At 63.5% G+C, this 20,776-nt stretch carries 17 protein-coding genes; 12 read left to right on the top strand and 5 right to left on the bottom strand.

Annotated elements, in window-relative coordinates; all coding sequences use genetic code 11:
• Window positions 1–213: 213 nt before the first annotated feature.
• Both AB7245_RS11680 and AB7245_RS11675 read left to right on the top strand, forming a co-directional pair.
• Window positions 214–885: a hypothetical protein gene (locus tag AB7245_RS11680; protein ID WP_085404511.1), complete on the top strand. Its 672-nt coding sequence runs from the start codon at window positions 214–216 to the stop codon at window positions 883–885.
• Window positions 882–1,151, top strand: a complete 270-nt coding sequence (locus AB7245_RS11675) for an HGGxSTG domain-containing protein (RefSeq protein WP_085404512.1) — start codon at window positions 882–884, stop codon at window positions 1,149–1,151. Before AB7245_RS11680 ends, AB7245_RS11675 begins: the two co-directional genes overlap by 4 nt.
• 324 nt (window positions 1,152–1,475) lie before the next feature.
• On the opposite strand, the gene acuR is transcribed toward AB7245_RS11675, so the two are convergent.
• The 3 genes from acuR to AB7245_RS11660 all read right to left on the bottom strand — a co-directional run bounded on the left by acuR (window position 1,476) and on the right by AB7245_RS11660 (window position 4,468).
• The gene (acuR, locus tag AB7245_RS11670) at window positions 1,476–2,108 is read right to left on the bottom strand and encodes an acrylate utilization transcriptional regulator AcuR (RefSeq protein WP_085404513.1); all 633 of its coding nucleotides are present in this window, start codon (window positions 2,106–2,108) and stop codon (window positions 1,476–1,478) included.
• Window positions 2,109–2,235: 127 nt separating this feature from the next.
• Window positions 2,236–3,864 carry an alpha/beta hydrolase domain-containing protein gene (locus AB7245_RS11665; protein ID WP_439034246.1) on the bottom strand — a complete coding sequence of 543 codons (1,629 nt, stop codon included), beginning with the start codon at window positions 3,862–3,864 and terminating at the stop codon, window positions 2,236–2,238.
• A gap of 85 nt (window positions 3,865–3,949) precedes the next feature.
• Entirely contained in the window at window positions 3,950–4,468 is a 519-nt protein-coding gene (locus AB7245_RS11660; RefSeq protein ID WP_085404515.1) for a hypothetical protein, read from the bottom strand.
• A 174-nt stretch (window positions 4,469–4,642) separates the two neighbouring features.
• Here AB7245_RS11660 and AB7245_RS11655 point away from each other — a divergent pair, with 174 nt between their 5' ends.
• Window positions 4,643–5,350, top strand: coding sequence for a LysR substrate-binding domain-containing protein (locus tag AB7245_RS11655; RefSeq protein ID WP_085404516.1), 708 nt, complete (start codon window positions 4,643–4,645; stop codon window positions 5,348–5,350).
• Between the two features lie 173 nt (window positions 5,351–5,523).
• On the opposite strand, the gene AB7245_RS11650 is transcribed toward AB7245_RS11655, so the two are convergent.
• Window positions 5,524–8,706 (bottom strand): efflux RND transporter permease subunit, encoded by a 3,183-nt coding sequence (locus AB7245_RS11650; RefSeq protein WP_085404517.1) that lies wholly within the window; start codon window positions 8,704–8,706, stop codon window positions 5,524–5,526.
• Between the two features lies 1 nt (window position 8,707).
• Window positions 8,708–9,931: an efflux RND transporter periplasmic adaptor subunit gene (locus tag AB7245_RS11645; protein WP_085404518.1), complete on the bottom strand. Its 1,224-nt coding sequence runs from the start codon at window positions 9,929–9,931 to the stop codon at window positions 8,708–8,710.
• A gap of 355 nt (window positions 9,932–10,286) precedes the next feature.
• Between AB7245_RS11645 and AB7245_RS11640 the strand changes: the two genes are divergently transcribed.
• The 9 genes from AB7245_RS11640 to AB7245_RS11600 all read left to right on the top strand — a co-directional run bounded on the left by AB7245_RS11640 (window position 10,287) and on the right by AB7245_RS11600 (window position 20,775).
• Window positions 10,287–10,571, top strand: a complete 285-nt coding sequence (locus AB7245_RS11640; RefSeq protein WP_135215062.1) for a hypothetical protein — start codon at window positions 10,287–10,289, stop codon at window positions 10,569–10,571.
• A gap of 187 nt (window positions 10,572–10,758) precedes the next feature.
• Window positions 10,759–12,003: an MFS transporter gene (locus AB7245_RS11635; protein ID WP_439034245.1), complete on the top strand. Its 1,245-nt coding sequence runs from the start codon at window positions 10,759–10,761 to the stop codon at window positions 12,001–12,003.
• 258 nt (window positions 12,004–12,261) lie between these two features.
• Window positions 12,262–13,023: an outer membrane protein gene (locus tag AB7245_RS11630; RefSeq protein ID WP_085404520.1), complete on the top strand. Its 762-nt coding sequence runs from the start codon at window positions 12,262–12,264 to the stop codon at window positions 13,021–13,023.
• A gap of 179 nt (window positions 13,024–13,202) precedes the next feature.
• Window positions 13,203–14,396 carry a M20/M25/M40 family metallo-hydrolase gene (locus tag AB7245_RS11625; protein ID WP_085404521.1) on the top strand — a complete coding sequence of 398 codons (1,194 nt, stop codon included), beginning with the start codon at window positions 13,203–13,205 and terminating at the stop codon, window positions 14,394–14,396.
• 90 nt (window positions 14,397–14,486) lie between these two features.
• Window positions 14,487–15,248 (top strand): alpha/beta fold hydrolase, encoded by a 762-nt coding sequence (locus tag AB7245_RS11620; protein WP_201266257.1) that lies wholly within the window; start codon window positions 14,487–14,489, stop codon window positions 15,246–15,248.
• Between the two features lie 163 nt (window positions 15,249–15,411).
• Window positions 15,412–16,500 (top strand): mandelate racemase/muconate lactonizing enzyme family protein, encoded by a 1,089-nt coding sequence (locus AB7245_RS11615; protein WP_085404563.1) that lies wholly within the window; start codon window positions 15,412–15,414, stop codon window positions 16,498–16,500.
• Between the two features lie 193 nt (window positions 16,501–16,693).
• The gene (locus AB7245_RS11610; protein WP_085404523.1) at window positions 16,694–17,842 is read left to right on the top strand and encodes an amidohydrolase; all 1,149 of its coding nucleotides are present in this window, start codon (window positions 16,694–16,696) and stop codon (window positions 17,840–17,842) included.
• A gap of 294 nt (window positions 17,843–18,136) precedes the next feature.
• Entirely contained in the window at window positions 18,137–19,564 is a 1,428-nt protein-coding gene (locus tag AB7245_RS11605) for a sodium:solute symporter family protein (RefSeq protein ID WP_135215061.1), read from the top strand.
• On the top strand, window positions 19,561–20,775 hold the full coding sequence (locus AB7245_RS11600; protein WP_439034244.1) for a sialidase family protein: 1,215 nt from the start codon (window positions 19,561–19,563) through the stop codon (window positions 20,773–20,775). Before AB7245_RS11605 ends, AB7245_RS11600 begins: the two co-directional genes overlap by 4 nt.
• Window position 20,776 lies beyond the last annotated feature (1 nt).

Genomic DNA, 20,776 nt, shown 5'->3' with positions numbered 1-20,776 from the left:
AAGAACCTTCGGATACCACGAAATGCAGTTTGACACGTCGGGCAAAACACCGGCATGATGGCATCATCGCAACAATCGCCAGCGTCCAGGCCGCCCGCTCCTCGGGCGACTCGCCGCGATCGCGCGCAAGCCTCTCATCGACATCTCAAAATTCGTAGCCGCGCAGCACGCGAGCGGTCGTTCGCGCACCTGCGCCGGTAAAGGACACGACACATGACGACATCCCCCGATCGCCACACCACGCCGCCGGTTGCGGCAAACGATCGCAGCGACCCGGCTGCGAGCCCGCGCGTCAAACTCTACAGGCGGCGCATTGCCATCGATCATCCCGACCCGAGAACCGGCGAACGGCTGCTAGCCGACGCGCTCGGTGCCGTCGACCGTGACGCGTTGCAAGGCATCCTGAAGCAATTGGTGAAGGCCAGCGTGACTGCGCAGAAGCCGGACGAGGCCAATCTCGCCTTCATGATCTCGATGATGAAGAGCATCGCGCCGCGGGATTCCATCGAGGCCATGCTGGCGGCACAGATGGTCTCCATTCACGTCCTGGCGATGCGCTGCGCCCATCGCCTCGCCTTCGCTGACGACATCCCGCGGCAGGACAGCGCGTCACGCGCGCTCGCCAAGCTGGCGCGAATCTTTCCGGCCCAGGTCGAGGCGCTCAACCGGTACCGCAACAATGGCGAGCGGGCGATCACGGTGGAGAGTCTGACGGTGCAGGATGGCGCAGGAGCCATCGCGAGCCACCCCGTCCAGCACACGGGCATGATCGTAACGGAGCAAAGCGTCGCGGACACGCCGATGGGAGCAGGATCGGTCTCGCCTCGCGAAGCCGGCGAAGGCGAACATGAACTGGTCGATGCCGCACAAGGTGCCACCGCATGAGCGGCGATCACCCCCGCAACATGGCTGCGATGCTGGCGAGTCCGCGCTGCGGCGCCAGGACACGCAGCGGCAGCGCCTGCCTCGCGCCGGCGGTGCACGGCAAGACCCGCTGCCGCATGCATGGCAGCGCCGCGAGATCAGGCGCACCGAAGGGAAATCAAAATGCGCGGAAGCATGGGCTATTCACGCAGGACCGGATCGCAGAACGAAGGGCGATACGGGCGTTGCTGGGCGAGACGCGGAAGCTGCTGCAGGAGCTGGGCTAGGCCGTGTGCCCATAAACCCCGCGGCGTGATGCGAAGGCTACGTCTGCGTTGCCCCAATAGCGACCAGGTTCGTGCGGCAAGGCAAGAGGTCGCGATGGGCCAGAAGGCGACATTTATTCAGATCAACTCGGGGATGCACTTGCAAAACCAAGAATCGCAACCTTAGCGCCGTTTGCCACGAGCATGAGATCGATCAGCTCAACGGGATGCTCTAGATCGGCAGGCTCTCGCGGCCGAGCGCGAGCGGCTGATCAAGTCGGTTGAAATGATAGCGCGGAGATAGTGTGGTGGATTGTGCCTTCGGCCATCTACACGAAAAACGACTCATTCACCGAGGAGCTTGAAAAAGCCCTTCGAGAAGGAATGAAGCGGTTCGGAACGGCGTTCGAGTTTGGCGCGAAGAACCGCGCCCTCCCAACCGATCCAGAAGAACTCGGCAAGCCAGTCGCAATCTTGGTTGGAAGAGATTGCACCAGTAGCCTGGGCAGCTCTCAAGCACTTGGCAGTGCGCTGCTGCCAGTCGATGAACACATCGAACAGCTGCTGGCGAAATGATTGTGGAAGTACGCTCATCTCCTGCCCAAGATTGCCCACCAAACAGCCTCGCGCATAACGGAAGCGCTTCATGGCGGACGTAGCATCGTCGGTAAAACTTCTGAGCCTTTCGAGCGGGGAATGCTGCTCGTTCAGGAAGAAGCTGTCGAGCTTTCGCGAAAAGTAGCCAGCGTAGCTGTCGATCAGCTCCGCTCCAAATGCCTCTTTGCTCGGAAAGTAGTGGTAGAACGACCCCTTTGGCACGTCGACGCTCCGCAAGACTTCCTCGATCCCCGTCGCGGAATAGCCCTTCTCCGTCAGCATAACGACACCTGCACGGACAAGCGCGTCACGGGTCGCGCTGGTGCCGGCAAGTTCCTTAGGAGGTCGCCCGCGACGGCGGCGAGGCAGCGTCTTGCTCATGCAAATCGTAATAGACCGATCGTCTAGAAGAAGCAAACTGCCCGTGATGCGGCGTTCTGCAGGTGGCGGAAACCCTCTCACTCCATCCACCAGTTCGGTGGTAGGCCTAGGCTCCGGCTTGGCTCACTCAACGTGGCTCGGCATTCGTTGGTGCGGGCGCGAACAGGTTAGTCGACGCGGCTTCCTGAACGATCACTGCCGCGTCTTCCGGCAGCAGAAACCCACGCGCTAGCAGATCCTGGGCGGCGATCCGGATCCGGTTCACGTAATCGTCGCGGCCGTGATAGCGCTCTTCGATCGACGGGCGGGCGTCACCGGTACGCTCTCGTTCCGCTTTCGTCGCTGCGAATGGCGAGAAGGACCCGATCAGCATGCAGGTGAATGTCTGCGGCTGGTTCTGGGCGCCATTGGTGCCGGTCGGCACCGCGACATCCGGCAGCCGCACGCCGCCGAGCGCATTGCCGTCCTGATCGCGCTTTGGCACTTGTATCACTGCGGCGGAAAGCCGAGTCGGGGCGCGCAGCGCAGGTGGCTCGCCGCCCGCGGCTTCAAGCGACATCAGCTCGCTGGCGGGCGGCTTGGTGCCGCGGCTTACCCAGGCATCAAGGTGCAGCAGGAGGGCCCGCGACAGCGGCGACCAATCGAGGCGGCCTGGCGTCAGTGTGCAGGCCGGTGCCTTGGGGGCGGGTATATGCGGGCCTCCCGCGATATCGTACATCCGCACATTGGCGGGCAGTGGCTGATCCGCGGTTCCGGACGCGCCCGTGCGGCCAAGCGAAGCGCGCAGCGAATAGTAGTCCGTGGTGGAGCTCACGAGTATCGTCCTCGGAGGCACCTCGCCGCGCGCCTCGACCTTGGCCGTGATCTCCCCGATCGTGAGCGGTCCGTCATTCACGCCGGGAAAATCCGGGTTGTCGAATGTTGGAGCCCCCTCGGCGCTCGACATTGGTCCAAGGCCCGTCTGCAGGATCGGTAGAAGGCCAGCGGCCGAGACGAACACATGCATTCCGTCGAAGACGCGCCGGTTGCCCATCATGTTGAAGCCGTTCAGGAGAAAGGTCTTCAGGAATCGTCCATCCTGCGACCTGCCGCTCGCGAGCACGCGGTTGATCGCTCCCTTGAGCGGGTTGGGCGTTCCACCCTTGTCAGAAGCTGCATGCGCGAAGAAATCCGCGGCATCGCGGACGATCGCAAAGCCCACTCCCTCGACGAACCGTGTCTTGCCATCGGCGTCAGCGAACGAAGGCAGGTCCGCACTCTGTCCAAGCTCCCAAAATACCTCCGCAACCGCGAAACCATGGTCTTGAAGAAAGCCGGTGCCCTGCTCCAGCGTGCCCGGGAGAAACCGCACGTCGCGTGGCGAGTTGTAGATCGCCTCGGCCCAGACTTGCCCGCGGTTGGGTACGTCTACCAGCAACGCGCCGTTTTCCCCGCGCGGAGCCGCCGGCATCATGAGAATGACCTTCGCCGCGTAGTCGACGCGCCCGCGTTCATTGCGCGGCGCCTTGTTGATCCCAGGGATGGCTTCTTGCGGCGATAGGTCGCCGCGGATCTTGCCCTGCCAGATCACATAGTCGCCGGCGCGAAATGTGCCGTAAGGCTGCTTCGACGTGAACTCGATCCGGGTAACTTCTGCGCTCACTGGCCGCGCCGTAGAGATCAGGCTGAACAAGCAAAACAAGAACATCACAATTCGCCCGTTTCGACGGTGCGGCATGAGAATTCTCCATAGGGGATAGCGGCTGGTTTCGAGCATTTTTTGATCACGACACGCCGTATCAGAACGGACATGATGGACCGGCAACTTTTTCACCGGTCCATCGCCTATGGCGAAGGCCTTCTCACTCCATCCAATAGTCGATGTCCGTCTGATTTGCATTGGTGCCGGCCTTCGGCTCGGACGGGCCATGACTGCTGATGATGCCACGCATTCTGGCGAGGCTACCCGTGCCACCGGTAATGACGCCCGATGTCATGTTCGTAAGTTTCCCATCTCCACTGCTTTGAGCGACCAGAGATGTCCTGACAAAAAACTTCTCCCCGTTCTCCAGTATCCAAACGTTGTAGATGAGAGCCGGACCGTTGTTGTCGATGTAGTCCGACATGCCGCGTGTCCACTGCTCCTTCAACCTCGATCCGTTGATAAGGGGGGCATCGTCACCATAGGTCCGCCGAATTTCGAAGAGCCGAGCTTGATGTCCCGGAATGTCGCCAACGTCGATGACGTGTTGTTGGGTGTATACCGTCTGAGTTGCCGGCGTATCATAGCTGACGTGGTGCTTTTGCTGCGCAATGGCCACCGGCGCGGTTAGAGCCATTGCGAGAGTGATCATCATTCCAAGCGCGATACTGCGAAACATGCGTGACCTCTCATGCTGAAATCCACCCAACCATGAAGATATGGTCGGACGATGTTTGTTGAAGATTCCCTCATCAACCAGTCAGCGCTCGGTAGCGACCGAGCCCCAACCAAAGCTGATTTCACCGCGCTTTTCCGAGGTGCCATAAATTAGACCGATCGTCTAGTATTCGGCTTGGCTGCAAGCGATTTCGCCCATCAATCTTTTTTGACAGCGCTTTGTCGGACAAGGCCGGCGGAGCGCTCCATTCGCGCCGCGCAGAGGGCTGCGCGGGGTCAAATCGGTTCGCTGCGGGTGGGCTTTACCAACTCGGCACCATTTAATCCCGTTGTTACCTCGACAATCCGATCGTTTCGCCGAGCTTATCCCGATGTGGATCTGACGCTGGAGGAAGCAAGCACATCCCGCCTCCTTGCGGGCCTTCGGGAAGGAGAGCGGGACGCGGTGTTCCTGCGCCCCGATGAGGGCGAGGACGATCTACAGTTTCGGCGTCTCTCCAACGAGCCGATGCTCGTCGTATTGCCCGCAAGCCATCCGGTGGCGAAGTCGACTGAAATCGATCTTATCAGGCTGAAGGGGGATCCGCTCATTCTGACGCCGCGCGGATCGGCCTGGGTTGACACAGTCATCGCGGCCTGTCGGCGGGCGGGCTTCGAGCCGACCCTCGGGCAGTCCGCGCCGCAGATCAGCTCTGTCGTCAGCCTGGTGGCAGCTGAGCTTGGCTTTTCGCTCGTGCCGGCGTCAATGCGCCAGCTTCATGTAACCGGCGTCACCTATCGTGAGGTCAAAGGGATCGCTCCAATCGTGCGCTTGGCTCTGGCGTTCCGGCGTGGCGAGACCTCGAAGATCGTCCGCAACTTCATTGCCCAGGCGGTGGCGTGAAGCAGGGGGAGACTGTCAGACGGAAGCTGAAATGCTGATCGTCAAACGGTCCGACAATCACGAAAATCAGGTACAACCAGTCCGAATTTGCGCATGGTTAGCCGCCGCGCGTTGGCCATGCATACATGAGCCAGATCGCCGCGCTCGCCGTCGTCGGCGCGGATGTCAAACAGTCATTCTGCCGCAAAGACCCTTGATTTCTTCGGGTCCAGCTTTTCGACGACGTCCAGATCGCCGTCGTCGACAACGTCCTCTTCCTGAGGATCGCTTCCTGCGTGTGGTTTCGGACTGAACCATTGCGAGACACGGTCCAGATAAAGATAGACAACCGGCGTGGTGAAGAGCGTCAGGACCTGGCTGACCAAGAGACCGCCGACCATGGCGTAGCCGAGCGGTTGACGCAGCTCCGAGCCGGTGCCGTGGCCGAGCATCAGCGGCACGCCGCCGAGCACCGCCGCCATCGTGGTCATCAGAATCGGACGGAAGCGCAGAAGGCATGCCCTTCGAATGGCCTCAACCGGCGACAGGCCCTGATCCCGCTCCGCCGCGATCGCGAAGTCGACCAGCATGATGCCGTTCTTCTTGACGATGCCGATCAGCAGGACGAGGCCGATCAACCCGATCAAACTGAAGTCGAAATGGAAGATGAGGAGCGTCGCCAGAGCACCGACACCGGCCGACGGCAGGGTCGACAGAATCGTCAAGGGGTGAATGTAGCTCTCGTAGAGCACGCCGAGAATGAGATAGACCACGATCAGCGCCGCCACGATCAGCAAAGGCACAGAGGAGAGAGACTCCTGGAATGCCTTCGCCGTGCCTGCGAAAGTCGAGGTGATCGCGGCCGGCACGTTCATCTGCTGTTCCATCGCGTCGATCGCCTGCGTCGCCTGGCCGAGCGCGACGTTGGGCGCGAGATTGAAGGAGATCGTCACCGCAGGAAACTGGCCCTGGTGATTGATGGCCAACGGCCGCACTGGAGCCGTGGTCCACTTGGTGAACGCCGACAATGGCACCTCTCCCCCCGTCGTCGGTGAGCGGAGGTAGATCTGCTCCAGCGTGGACGGATTCTTCTGGAGCGAGGGCAGCACCTCGAGGACGACATAGTAGGTCGACAATTGGGTGAAATATGTCGCGATCTCCCGCTGCCCGAATGCGTCATACAGGGTCGCGTCGATCACGTCGGGCGTGATCCCGAAACGCGCGGCCTGATTGCGGTCGATCGACAGCGTCAGCGTGGTGCCTGACGTCTGCTGGTCGGACGCGACGTCGCGAAGCTCGGGCATCTCCTTCATCTTCGCGAGCAGCTTCGGGGCCCATGTGTTGAGCTGGTCCATGTCGGTCGACTGCAGCGTGAACTGAAATTGCGTCCGGGAGGCCCGGCCGCCGACACGAACGTCCTGCGCCGACTGGAGATAGAGCCGCGCGCCCTGGACCTTCGCCGTCTGGACCTGCAGACGACGGATGACCTGGTCGGCCGAGTCGGTGCGTTCATCCCGCGGCTTCAACGTAATGTACATCGTGCCGTCGTTGAGCGTATTGCCGCTTCCGCCCATCCGCATCGCCATGTGGTCGATCGCAGGGTCCTTCAGCACGATCGCGCCGATCTCCTGCATGTGCTTCGCCATATCGGCGATCGACACGTCCTGCGACGTTTCGACGACTCCGGTGATCAGCCCGGTATCCTGCTGCGGAAAGAACCCTTTGGGGATGATCACGAAGAGATAGACCGTCAGCGCGATCGTCGCGAAGAACACCATCAAGGTGATGAAGCGGAAACGCAGCACGAGGTCGAGGCCGCGCGCGTAGCCGTTCACGAGGGCCTGGAACATCCGCTCGCTGAGCATATAGAGCCTGCCGTGATGCTCCTCGTCGTGCGATTTGAGGAAGCGCGACGCCATCATCGGCGTCAACGTCAGCGATACCAGGGCCGACACGGCGATCGTCATCGCGAGCGTCACCGAAAATTCGCGGAACAGGCGGCCGATGATCCCGCTCATCAGCAATAGCGGAATCAAGACCGCGATCAGCGAAACGGAGATCGAGATGATCGTGAAGCCGATTTCGCTGGCGCCCTTGAGCGCGGCGGCCATCGGCGTCTCGCCCTCCTCGATGTAGCGGGTGATGTTCTCCAGCATCACGATGGCATCGTCGACCACGAAGCCGACCGCGATGGTGAGGGCCATCAGTGACAGATTATCGAGGCTGTAGCCGGCTATCCACATCAGCGCGCAGGCGCCCAGCAGCGCGAGCGGAACCGTGATCGACGGGATGATGGTGGCCCAGACGCTGCGCAGGAAGACGAAGATCACCATCACGACGAGGCCGATCGTCAGCAGCAGCGTGAACTGCACGTCCTTCACCGCCGCGCGGATCGTCTGCGTGCGGTCCGACAGCACCGAGACCTTGATGGCCGGCGAAATGCCGGCCTGCAGATGCGGCAGCTGCTTCATGACGCTGTCGACGGTGTCGATGACGTTGGCGCCGGGCTGCTTGAAGATGACCAGGAACACCCCGGGCTTGCCGTCGACCCAGCCGTACTGGGTATTGTCCAGCGGCGCACTGACGGCATGGCCGATGTCGCCGACACGGACGGGACTGCCGTTCCGATAGGCGATGACGATGTCGTTCCAGGCCTCGGCCTTGGTGAACTGATCGTTGGCATAGACGGTGTAGGTGCGCGTGTCGCCGTTGAGGGTTCCCTTGGGATTGTTGACGGTGATCACCGAGAGCGGGGTGCGCACATCCTCCAGCGACAGGCCCTTGGCGACCAGCTTGGCGGGATCGATCTGGACACGGATCGACGGCGCCTGCTGTCCACCGACACTGACCTGGCCGACGCCGCTGATATGGCTGATCGCCTGCGCGAGCTTGGTGTAGGTCTCGTCGGACACCTGCGTCATCGGCAGCGTCGTCGAGGTGGCACCGAGCGTGAGAATGGGCGAGTCGGCCGGATTGACCTTTCTGTAGGTCGGCGGGGTCGGCATGTTCTTGGGCAATTGCCCGCTCGCGGCATTGATGGCGGCGAGCACGTCGGAGCCGGCGCCATCGATGTTGCGCGAGAGATCGAACTGCAGAACGATCTGGGTCGAGCTGGTCTGGCTCTGCGACGTCATCTCCGAGACGCCGGGAATGAGCGCAAACTGCGATTCGAGCGGTTGCGCCACCGAAGAAGCCATCGTTTCCGGATCCGCGCCGGGAAGGTTGGCGGAGACCTGGATGGTGGGGAAGTCGACTTCCGGCAGCGGCGCCACCGGCAATTGCGGATAGGCGATGATCCCGACGAAGACGATGCCGACCATCAGCAGCGACGTCGCGATGGGGAGGCGAATGAAGGGAGCCGAGATACCGCCAGCCATGTCAGTCAGCCGATCCGGTGGTCTTGGTTCCGCTATTGGCCTGAGCAGTGCTGGCGCTCGCATCCGCCGTCGGCGCGGCCTGGGGCTTGTCGTCGACCAGTGCGCCATCGAACAGGCGTGACTGTCCGGCCACCACGATCCTGTCTCCGACGTTCAGGCCTTCGGAGACCACGGCATTTGCATCGCCGCTCTGGCTGACCTTGATCGGCCTCGCGCTGACCTTGCCATTGTCGCCTATCACATAGGCGAACAGACCCGACGGCCCGTGCTGCACGCCATCCTGCGGCACGACGATGACGTCCTTGCGCGTATCGATCAGCATCCGCGTGGTCACCGACAGGCCGGGCCACAGCGCATTGTCCTTGTTGTCGAAGCGCGCTTTCAGGCTGATGGTCCCGGTGGCCTGGTTCACCGAATTGTCCATGACCACGAGCCTGCCTTGCGACAGTGTCCTGGTTCCGTCCGAGGTCAGCGCCTCGACCGGCACCTCGCCGGTGTCAAAGGCCTTGTCGATGGCCTGCAATTGCTCTTCAGGCTCCGTGAACTGCACTGCGATCGGCTGCAGCTGGGCGATGGTGACGATCCCCGTCGTATCCGCGGCATGCACGATGTTGCCGGGGTCAACCAGCCGGAAACCCGTTCGTCCGCTGATCGGCGCCTTGATCGAGGTGTAACCGAGATTGGTCTGCGCATTGTCGATGGCGGCCTGGTCGCCCTTCACCTGCGCGATCATCTGATCGACCAGGGCCTGCTGGGTATCGAGATTTTGCTGGGTCTCGAATTGCTGCTTCGCGAGCTTCTGAAAGCGCTCCAGGTTCAAGCGGTCGTTCCTTAGATTGGCCTCGTCCTGGGCCTTCTTCGCCACCGCCTGCTCGAGAGCCGCGGTAAAGGGGCGTTGATCGATCTCCAGAAGTGGATCGCCCTCCTTCACCATCTGCCCCTGTTTGAAGAACACCTTGATGATCTGACCGTCGACGCGGCTCTTGACCGTCACCGTCTTGAACGGCGAGACGACTCCGAGACCGTAGGCGCGCACGGGAAAGTCGGCCTTCTTCACTACGAACGAGGTGACGGGAATCTTCGCCGCGGCCTGACTGGCAGCGCTTTGGGCGGCCGCTGCGGCTGGCTTGACGCCCCCGAGGAGCTCATACCACACGCCATAGGCCACCGCGGCTATTGCAAGGATTCCAAACAGCGCAACGCTGAGCTTCGGTCGCGTTGACAAATTGATGGCCCTCTAACTGTTTGTACCTGCCTACGGGTGACTCGACTGATTGCAGGTGAAACCGCCGCCTCTGATTGGAAGTATCGCGGACAAAATCCCAGCGTCAAAATGACGATCGCGTGCGAAAATCTGTACAAATTTTCATGTTCGCTCGTCGCAAAACGCAGTCGCTCGATCAAAGCCGTCCAACGAAGGACAGGCAGAAACAAACAGAAACGAAATGGAGAGACGTGAGAGGTCACCGCGGCATCACGCTGAATTGCGCCAACAATCGCGAATTTCAGGACCGCTCGCCTCAAGTCAGGCCCTATCATTGAAATTCAGCAAGCGCTGCTTGATGGGAACGAGGCGCGGGATGAAGGCTGATCAACCGAACCACCGGGGAAATGTCGTACCGTTTCGAACGCGATCGGGAGGCGGCCGAGATCCGGCTGATGATGCACGGCCCGACAACATCTTGCGCATGCTGGACCTCTCGAAGTTCGAACACCATCGCGCCACTGTCGAGAACCGCCCCAGCATGCGTTCCAACATCGCAGCAATGGTTCTGCTCGGACTTCTCGTATTCATTGCAACAGAGGACTTTTCCAGGCTCGAGCAATCGAACCTGTGCTTCGATAAATCGGAATGCAGGAATTGAACAGCGCCCGTCATCAACTGGCGACGTAACGACGAATCGCAATTTCAGCGGCATCGACGCGGGGCATGGCTCGATCAGCGGGGCTCCGGAAGACACAAAGCATCGCGCACCGGATCGGCCCTCCCCCATTGGCACCGTCCCGCCAATCGTGTAACCCGGCCGAAACCCTCGCCGGGACGGGACGCTGATGAGTGCGGTTGCTACTGATAACGCGGGAGATGGCACCCGCGCGCTGATCTTTGCGCTGCTTGCGCTCGCCTGCGGGCACATGCTCTCGACCTTGCTGCGCACGATTCCCGCCGTCAGCCTCGACCTGATGGCGGCGGATTTCCACATCGAGCCGCAGGCGCTGGCGAGCCTCACCTCGGTCTATCCCTTTGCCTTTGCCGCCGCGCAGATCCCGGTCGGTGCGGCGATGGATCGCTTTGGCGTGCGGCCGGTGTCGCTGAGCCTGCTTATGGGAACCGTGATCGGCGCCATCGCGTCGGGATTCGCGACGGGGCCGGAAAGCTTTGCGGTCGGGCAGGTGATGCTGGGCATCGCGACGTCGGGCATGCTGATGTGCCCGATGACGCTGGCGGCCAAGCAATTGTCGGCGGTGCGGTTCGGGCTATGGTCCGGCGCGATCCTCTCGATCGGCAATATCGGCATGCTGCTGTCGTCGAGCCCGCTCGCCTTCGTGGTCGATCATTACGGCTGGCGCGCCGGATTCTGGATCTCGGCGCTCGGCGGCGTCCTCGTCGCGCTCGCCGTGTTCTTGCTGGTGCCGAGGCAACCGGCCGAGCACAAGGACGAGTCCTCGCCGCTGTCGCAGATGATCGAGGTGCTGCGGCTCGGGCTCTCGCGCCCCCTGCGTGGCCTGATCGCGCTGGCGCTGGTGTCGCTTGCGACCTCGCTGGTGCTGCGCGGCCTGTGGGGCGGACCTTGGCTGATGGAGATCAAGGGACTGACGCGGGTCGAGGCCGGCAACCAGCTCGGCGCATTCACGCTGGCTATGATCGCAGGTCCCCTGTGCATCGGCATGATCGACCGCAGGCTCAGTCGCCGCCGCGAGCTGGTGGCGGGCACGCATATGGTCGGCGCGCTGCTGCTGGCGCTGATGGCGCTGGGGGCGCCGCATTATGCGGTCTCGATGCTGTTCGGCGTGCCCGTGATGCCGCAGCAATATGATCTCGTGCTGTTCGTGCTCATCGGCCTTGCGACCTCCGCCCAGCCGCTGCTGTTCGGCATGTCGCGGCAGCTGGTCGATGCGCAAACCGCGGGCAAGGCGCTCGCGGCGATCAACCTCGCCTTCTTCCTCGGCGCCGCCCTGATGCAGTCGATGACGGGCGCGGTGGCGGCGTTCGCGGGGCTGCCGGCGGTGCTGCTGTTCATGGCGGCGGCGCTTCTTCTGGGCGCGCTGATCTTCCTGGCCTATACGCGCACTGCGTGAAGCAGCCTCGTACAACAGCGTGGCGCAGGGGATGCTCCCGATTCGTCCTGTCGCGCCAGCCTCTGTGAAAAGTCGCAACCTGCAGTGGCCGTTATTTCCACTGTGACCCGGTGGTTACAGCCGCCGCATGACTCGCCGGATATTGTGACCGGATCGCGAAGTCGGACAACTCACCAGATGAAGTCGCTGGCCTGTGCGATGCCGACACGCACGATGCGCCTCAGGCGCCATTGCCGTTAGTTGAAGGAAGATCCTCGCATGACCACCAAAACCCTTTTCAGCGCCATTGCGCTGGCCGTTTCGACGTTGACCTCGGCCATGGCGGCGGACGTGTCGATGCCGTACAAGGCGGCGCCTGCGGCCCCGGCGTTCTCCTGGACCGGTTGCTATGTCGGCGGCAATGGCGGCGGTGGCCGCGGGGTCAACGAGCAGCAGCCCATCGTCGGGCAAACATTCAATGCCGATCACAACAGCGGCTGGCTCGCTGGCGTGCAAGGGGGCTGCGACTATCAGGTCGGCTCCCTGGTGGTCGGCCTCGAAGGCCAGTTCGATTGGGCCGACATGAAGGACACCAGCACGACACTGATTCCGGGCGGCGCCGCCGGCTTCCTGCTGACGACCCAGCTCGATCGCGTCGCCACCGCGACCGGCCGCATCGGCTACGCCTTCGATCGCGTGCTGTTTTACGCCAAGGGCGGCGCCGCCTTCGCTCACTTCAATTATCAGATGACGCAGACCGATTTCGCCGCCTTCTCGGTTGATTTCAAGGGGTCGCGCGATGTGACGGGATTCGTCGTCGGCGCCGGCCTCGAATATGCGCTGCTGCCAAACCTGTCGTTGAAGGCCGAATACAATTATTTCGACTTTGGAACGAACGGCTACACCCTGAACTGCACCAGCAGTCCCGGATGTGCTACTCCCTTCTTCCCGGCGAGCGTCCGGCAGAACATGCAAACCGTCATGCTCGGCGTGAATTGGCGATTCAATACGGCTGTCGCCCCGCTCGTCGCGCGATACTGATTTTTGTGCCGAAAGCGTCGGCGGCGCGTCGTGTTCGGCGCGCCGCCGCCAACAGCCGCCGTGGCTTTGATGCGGTCGTCCCTGCCCCGCCCTAAAACTCACCGGACTGTCCGAGAGGCCTTGCGAAACACGGCGCAGCGAAGGATGCTGACGCGTACCGTGCATCAAAGGACCATCTCATGCCTGTCGATACCAAAGCCGCCACCGATCGCCTCATGCGCTTCCTCTCCGTCGAGGGCGTCACCGGACAGGAGGCGGCGATCGGGCGTGAGCTCACCGCTGCGCTGAAGGAGAGCGGCGTGCCGTCCAAGGCGATCCGGCTCGACGACGCCAACACCCGCATTCCCGTGCCGACCGAGACCGGTAACCTCATCGTCGACCTGCCCGGCCGCGGCGCGCTGCACAACCAGCCGCGCATCATGTTCATGACCCACATGGACACCGTGCCGCTGTGTGCCGGCGCCAAGCCGAAGAAATCCGGCCGCAAGATCGTCAACGAGGCCAAGACCGCGCTCGGCGGCGACAACCGCTGCGGCTGCGGCGTGCTGGTGACGCTGGCCGCCGAGCTCGCCAAGCAGAAGCTCGATCATCCCCCGATCACGCTGCTGTTCTGCGTGCGCGAGGAGAGCGGGCTCTACGGCGCGCGCCACGTCAAGCTGGACGAGCTCGGCTCGCCGGCGATGGCCTTCAACTATGACGGCGGCTCGGCCTCCAACGTCATCATCGGCGCCGTCGGCGCGGACCGCTGGAATGTTGAGATCTTCGGCCGCGCCTCGCATGCCGGCGTTGCACCGGAGCGCGGCATCTCCTCGACCATGATCATGGCGCTCGCGCTTGCAGACGTGAAGTCCAGCGGCTGGTTCGGCAAGGTCGTGAAGGGCAAGAGCCAAGGCACCAGCAATGTCGGCCCCGTCACCGGCGGCGAGGGCCGCCCGGCGGGCGATGCCACCAACGTCGTCACCGACTACGTCCATGTGCGCGGCGAGAGCCGCAGCCACGACGGAAAGTTCTTCAAGGAGATCACCAAGGCCTACAAGGCCGCGTTCGAGAAGGCCGCCAAGAAGGTGACGAACGCGCAGGGCAAGTCCGGCAAGATCAAGTTCAAGGCCGAGACCGACTATTTTCCGTTCCGCATGAAGGACAATCTCCCCGTCGTCAAACGCGCGGTCGAGGCGGTGTCCGCGGTCGGCGGCACCCCGAACGTCCGCACCGCCAATGGCGGCCTCGATGCCAACTGGATGGTCCGCCACGGCGTTCCCACCGTGACCTTCGGTGCCGGCCAGAACGAGGCGCACACGATCGACGAGTGGATCAACCTCGACGAATACGACCGCGCCTGCGCGCTGGCCGTGCAGCTCGCGACGATGCGGTGAGGCGCGTCGCGCGTGAGCTCAGAGAGATCATTTGTCGCCAATGACGGCACCGTCATTGGATATCGGCAACTGGGCTCAGGCCCCGGACTGGTGCTGCTCCATGGCGCGCTGCAGAGCGCAGCGAGCTTTACTGACCTTGGCGCAGCGCTGGCCGACCGCTTCACCGTTCTCATCCCGGACCGGCGCGGTCGTGGTCTGAGCGGACCGTTCCGGCCCGACCACTGCATGGCGACCGAGATCGATGATCTCGGCCGGCTTCTCGCCGAGACGGGCGCACAAAATGTGTTTGCATTGAGCGCCGGGGCCTTGGTTGCCATGCACACCGCGCTCGCCAATCCGGCGATCGCGCGCCTCACGCTTTACGAGCCGCCGCTCGAATTCGGCGGGGTCCAGCCGCGCTACTGGGCCGCTGGCTATGAGGCGGCCCTGGCGAAGGGGGATCTGCCGGGCGCCCTTGTTGCCGTGCTCAAAGGCACCGGCGACAACGAGATCATGACAAGGCTCCCTGCGCCTGTCCTTAAATCGTTCTTCGCCATGATGATGCGGCTCCGTCCCAACGCGGCCGTTGGCAACGGGCCGCCTCTGGCCACGCTCATCCCCACGGTCCACTACGACATCGAGCTGATTGCGGAGAAAGCCGGCGACCTTGACCGCTTCAGGAGCTTGAGCACGGAAACGCTGCTGCTTGGCGGCGATCGGAGCCAGGGCTATCTCGCCACCGCTCTCGATGCTCTCGCCGCGATCCTGCCGAACGCGACGCGCGTTGAATTCAAGGGCGCCGGACACATCGCGGCAGACAACGAAGGCGACCCGATTCGCGTTGCGGCGGAGCTGCGTCGTTTCTTCGCATGAAGTCGTCCGCAGGATGGGGAGAGTGCAGCGAAACCCATCGCCGCGGTAACGAAGATGATGGGTTTCGCTTCGCTCTACCCATCCTACAGAACTGCCCTGCATCGCCCGCGGTTGCCCGCCGATGCCTGTCGGCCTAGCCTGCAAGGAAAAGCAGGAAGGAAACATGGCACGCATCTCGACAATCGAGACCGGGTTCTACCGGATCCCCCTCCCCGTCACGCTGTCGGACTCGACGCATGGCGAGATCGCGGCGTTCGAGCTGATCACCTGCCGCATCCGCGATGCCGACGGCGCCGAGGGCGTCGGCTACACCTACACGGTCGGGCGCAATGGCGGGGCGACTGCCGACATCCTCAAACGCGAGATCCCGCCACTCGTCGAAGGACGCGAGGCCGACGACACCGAGGCGATCTGGCATCACGTCTGGTGGGGCCTGCATTATGGCGGGCGCGGCGGACCGGCGGTGCTGGCACTGTCCGCGCTCGACATCGCGTTGTGGGACCTGAAGGCGCGGCGCGCGAAATTGCCTCTGTTCCGCCTGCTCGGCGGCTTCGATGCGCACGTGCCCTGCTATGCCGGCGGCATCGACCTCGATCTCTCCGTCGAGGCGCTGCTCGCGCAGACCGACGGCAATCTCGCCAAGGGCTTTCGCGCCATCAAGATGAAGGTCGGCCGGCCCGATCTCAAATCCGACGTCGCGCGCGTCGCGGCCATGCGCAAACATCTCGGCGACGGCTTTCCGCTGATGGCGGACGCCAACATGAAATGGACGGTCGAGGACGCGATTCGCGCCGCCCGCGCCTTCGTCCCCTACGACCTCACCTGGCTCGAGGAGCCTGTTATCCCCGACGACGTCGCGGGCCATGCCCGCATCATGCAGGCCGGCGGCGTGCCGATCGCGGCCGGCGAGAATCTGCGCTCGCTGTGGGAGTTCAAGAACTACATCGTCGCGGGCGCGGTATCCTATCCCGAGCCTGACGTCACCAATTGCGGCGGCGTGAGTGCGTTCATGAAGATCGCGCGGCTGGCGGAGGCGTTCAATCTCCCGGTCACCAGCCACGGCGCGCACGACATCACGGTGCATCTGCTCGCGGCCTGTCCGAACCGCTCGTATCTGGAAGCGCATGGATTCGGGCTGGACAAGTATATCGAGCACCCGCTGGTGCTCGCGGACGGCAAGGCCGTGGCGCCGGACCGGCCGGGCCATGGCATCAGCTTCGACTGGAAAGGACTGGCGAAGCTCTCGCCGTAGGGCAATCCGTCATGGCCGAAGCAAGACGTGGATGGCCGGGTCATAGGCGAGCGGAAGCGACGCCGTCCTTCGGACGGCTATGCCCGGCCATGACGATGTTGCTGCACGCGAGACACTCGCAGGCGCTTGACGGGTCGGCTCAATATTCGGCTATGCTGGCATTAGCCGGCCCTCCTTACGAAAGATCCCCGCCTTGCCCCCCGAGCTGCACCAGAAACTGACCCAGTGGCGCCGGCATCTGCATGCGCACCCGGAACTGGGCCTCCACGAGAAGGCCACCTCGGCCTTCGTGCAGGAGAAGCTCACCGAGCTCGGCATTCCCTTCGAAGCGGGCATCGGCGGCCACGGCGTCGTTGCGACGCTGACGCGAGGGGCGGCGCAGGGCCGCGTCGGCCTGCGCGCCGACATGGATGCGCTGCCGATCACCGAGGACACCGGCCTGCCCTACGCCTCGACGACATCAGGCGTGATGCATGCCTGCGGTCATGACGGGCACACCGCCTCGCTGCTCGGCGCGGCCGCGCTGCTGGTGGCCGACACCGGCTGGAGCGGCACCGTCGACTTCATCTTCCAGCCGGCCGAGGAAGGCCTTGGCGGCGCGCGCGCGATGGTCGGGGCGGGCCTGTTCGACCGCTTTCCGATGACGCGGGTGTTCGGCTTCCACAACTGGCCGGGGCTCGCAGCCGGCACCATCGCGGTCCACGACGGCGTCGTGATGGCTTCCGGCGGACGCGTCAGCATCACCATCGACGGCCATGCCGGACATGCCGGCATGCCGCATCTGACCCGCGATCCCGTCATGGCGGCGGGACACCTGATCGTGGCGCTGCAATCGGTCGTGTCGCGCAGCATCGATCCGCTCGACACCGCCGTGCTCTCGCTGTGTACGCTCGAAGGCGGCACGGCGCGCAACCAGATCGCGGGACGCGTCACCATCGGCGGCACGCTGCGGTATCATCGCGACGCGGTGAAGGACGTCATCCTGGCGCGGATCGGAGAGGTCTGCGCAGGCATTGCAACGACCTTCGGCGTCAAGGTCACGCCCGAAATCGTCATGGGCGTCGGCGTGGTGGTCAACACGCCTGCCGAGGCGGGCCTGGCGCGCCTTGCCGCGGAGAGGGTGCAGACCGAGGTGCGACGCGATCTCGCGCCGAGCATGGCCGGCGAGGATTTTGCCTTCTTCCTCAAGCAGTGCCCCGGCGCCTTCGCCTGGATCGGCAACGGTGAATTGCGCGACGGCGCCGAGCTGCACGGCCCGCGCTACGATTTCAACGACGCGATTTTGCCCGTCGCGTCCAGCTGGATGGCCGAGGTCGCCAAGGTGGCGCTGAAGTCGAACTGACCCCGGAACGGCAGGACCTCGGATTCCCTGCGCATGACGTCGGCCGTGCGCCGACCGTCCCGCCGCACTGTCCCACCGACACTTTTTTCTTTGGCCTGCAACCCTTTGAACATGCAGCGGCGATGACTGCCCGACCGGGCGCGTTGCAGCACCGCACCGCTGCGCGCGCTTGACGCGGGACGTGCGGGCAGGAATAATGAAATTAAAGAACAATTGTTCGCATTCCGAACAAACTGCAGCGGGACCAAGCGGGCTCACAACACCGCATCCGCGCCACCAGAGGAAACGTCATCGATGCAAGCCATCCTCAATGGCGACAGCACGCTCATCGTCGCAATGATCGTCGCCTACATCGCCTTCACGTCCTGGCTCACGTTCAAACTGCGCAGCAGGACCAGCGATCAGTTCATGACGGGCGCACGCGCGATGCCGGCGGTGGTCGTCGGCGTGCTGATGATGTCCGAATTCGTCGGCGCCAAATCGACCGTCGGCACGGCGCAGGAAGCGTTCCAGTCGGGCATCGCGGCGGGGTGGGCCGTGCTCGGCGCCTCGATCGGCTTCCTGCTGTTCGGGTTCCTGATGGTGAAGAAGCTCTACAGTTCCGGCGAATACACCATCTCGGCGGCGATCGCGCAGAAATACGGCAAGTCGACCATGCTCACGGTGTCGGTGATCATGATCTACGCGCTGCTGCTCGTGAACGTCGGCAACTATGTGAGCGGCGCAGCCGCGATCGCCACCGCACTGCATGTCAGCATGCCCGTTGCGATGTGCATCATCGCCGTGGTCAGCACCTTCTACTACGTGTTCGGCGGGCTGAAGGGCGTCGCCTGGGTGACGATCCTGCACAGCGCCATCAAGGTCGTCGGTATCGTCATCATATTCTCGGTTGCGATGTCGCTGACCGGCGGCATCGCGCCGATCCAGGCCAAGCTGCCCGCCTATTACTTCAGCTGGGACGGCAAGATCGGCTTTGCGACCATCTTCGCCTGGACCTTCGGCACCGTCGGCGCGATCTTCTCGACCCAGTTCATCGTGCAGGCGATCTCCTCGACGCCGAGCGCTGATGACGCGCGCAGGGCCACCTTCTATGCGGCGGCGTTCTGCCTGCCGCTCGGATTTCTGCTCGCCCTGATCGGCGTCGCGGCGAAATTCCTCTATCCCGACATGAACAGCCTCTACGCGCTGCCGGTGTTTTTGGAGAAGATGCCGCCGCTGGCCTCGGCTTTCGTGACCACCTCGCTCGTCGCCTCGATCTTCGTCAGCGTCTGCACGGTTGCGCTCGCGATCGCCTCGCTGGTGGTGCGCGACTTCTACGTCCCCTACTGGAAGCCGACGCCCGAGCGGGAGCTGAAGATGACCCGCCTGTTCTCGGTGGCGATCGGCATTGCACCGCTGGTCTTCGTCTTCTTCATCCCGGAAATCCTCAAGCTGTCGTTCTTCACGCGCGCGCTGCGCCTGTCGATCACCATCATCGCGATGATGGGATTCTATCTGCCGCTGTTTGCCAGCAACCGCGGCGCCACCGCGGGCCTGATCGGCGCCGCGATCTCGACGACGGCCTGGTACATGCTCGGAAACCCCTTCGGTATCGACAACATGTATGTCGCGGCCGCGACACCGCTGGTGGTGATGGCGGTCGAGCGCCTGGTGATGGGCCGCGCTCCGGCCGCCGCCGCGACGTCGCAGCCAAATGCATTGATGGAAAGGACTTCGACATGATCATCGATACCGAGATCGTGACCACCGACATCGGGACCGCCGCCGACGACGTCGTTCGCCCGGCCGCCGGCGATCCCGACCGGTCCGACGCTTTCATTCCCTCGCCTTGCGTGCAGAACCACGCCGCCAATCTGATGCCGCTCGCGAACGGCGATCTGGCCTGCGTCTGGTTCGGCGGCACGCAGGAGGGCATGTCGGACATCTCGGTCTATTTTTCGCGCCTGCCCCGCGGCGCGACGCAGTGGTCTCCGGCCGAAAAGCTGTCCGACGACAACGGACGTTCGGAGCAGAACCCGGTGCTGTTTCCCGCACCTGACGGCACGCTGTGGCTGATGTGGACGGCGCAGCTGGCGGGAAACCAGGACACCGCGCTGATCCGCCGCCGCCTCTCCCGCGACAACGGCAAGAACTGGGGCCCGATCGAGACGCTGTTTCCCGAGCAGCGCGGCCGCGGCACCTTCATCCGGCAGCCGATCGTCGTGCTCGACAATGGCGACTGGCTGCTGCCGGTGTTCTATTGCCACAGCACCCCGGGACGGAAATGGAACGGCGACGAGGACACCAGCGCGGTGAAGATCTCGTCCGATTCCGGCGCGACCTGGCGCGACGTCGACGTCCCCGGCAGCCGCGGCTGCGTGCATATGTGTATCGCGCGCCTCGACGACGGCTCGCTGATTGCCCTCTACCGCAGCCGCTGGGCGGACAACATCTATCAGAGCCGGTCCACCGATCACGGCCGCACCTGGTCGGCGCCGGTCCAGACCGTGCTGCCCAACAACAACTCCTCGATCCAGGTCACGCGACTTGGCAACGGTCATCTCGCGCTGGTCTTCAACGATTCCAGCGCCAGGGATGCGACCGGGCGCCGCCTCTCGCTCTATGACGAGATCGAGGACGATTTGCCGCCCGTGCTCGCCGGCGACGGCAAAAGAACGGATGAACGCACCGCGTTCTGGGGCGCGCCGCGGGCGCCGATGACGCTGGCCGTCTCCGCCGACGGCGGGCGGACGTGGAGCAAGCGCAATGTCGAGACCGGTGACGGCCTTTGCATGACCAACAATTCACGCGATCAGACCAATCGCGAACTGTCCTATCCTTCGGTCAAGGAGACCGCCGACGGGGCGATCCACATGGCCTTCACCTTCCATCGCCGCGCGATCAAATATGTGCGCGTGACCGAGCCATGGGTGAAGCGCGCCATCCGGGACTGAG

This window comes from Bradyrhizobium sp. 604_D8_N2_3 (assembly GCF_051810765.1).
Classification (GTDB): Bacteria; Pseudomonadota; Alphaproteobacteria; order Rhizobiales; family Xanthobacteraceae; genus Bradyrhizobium; species Bradyrhizobium barranii.
This window is presented reverse-complemented; position numbering and strand designations above follow the sequence as displayed.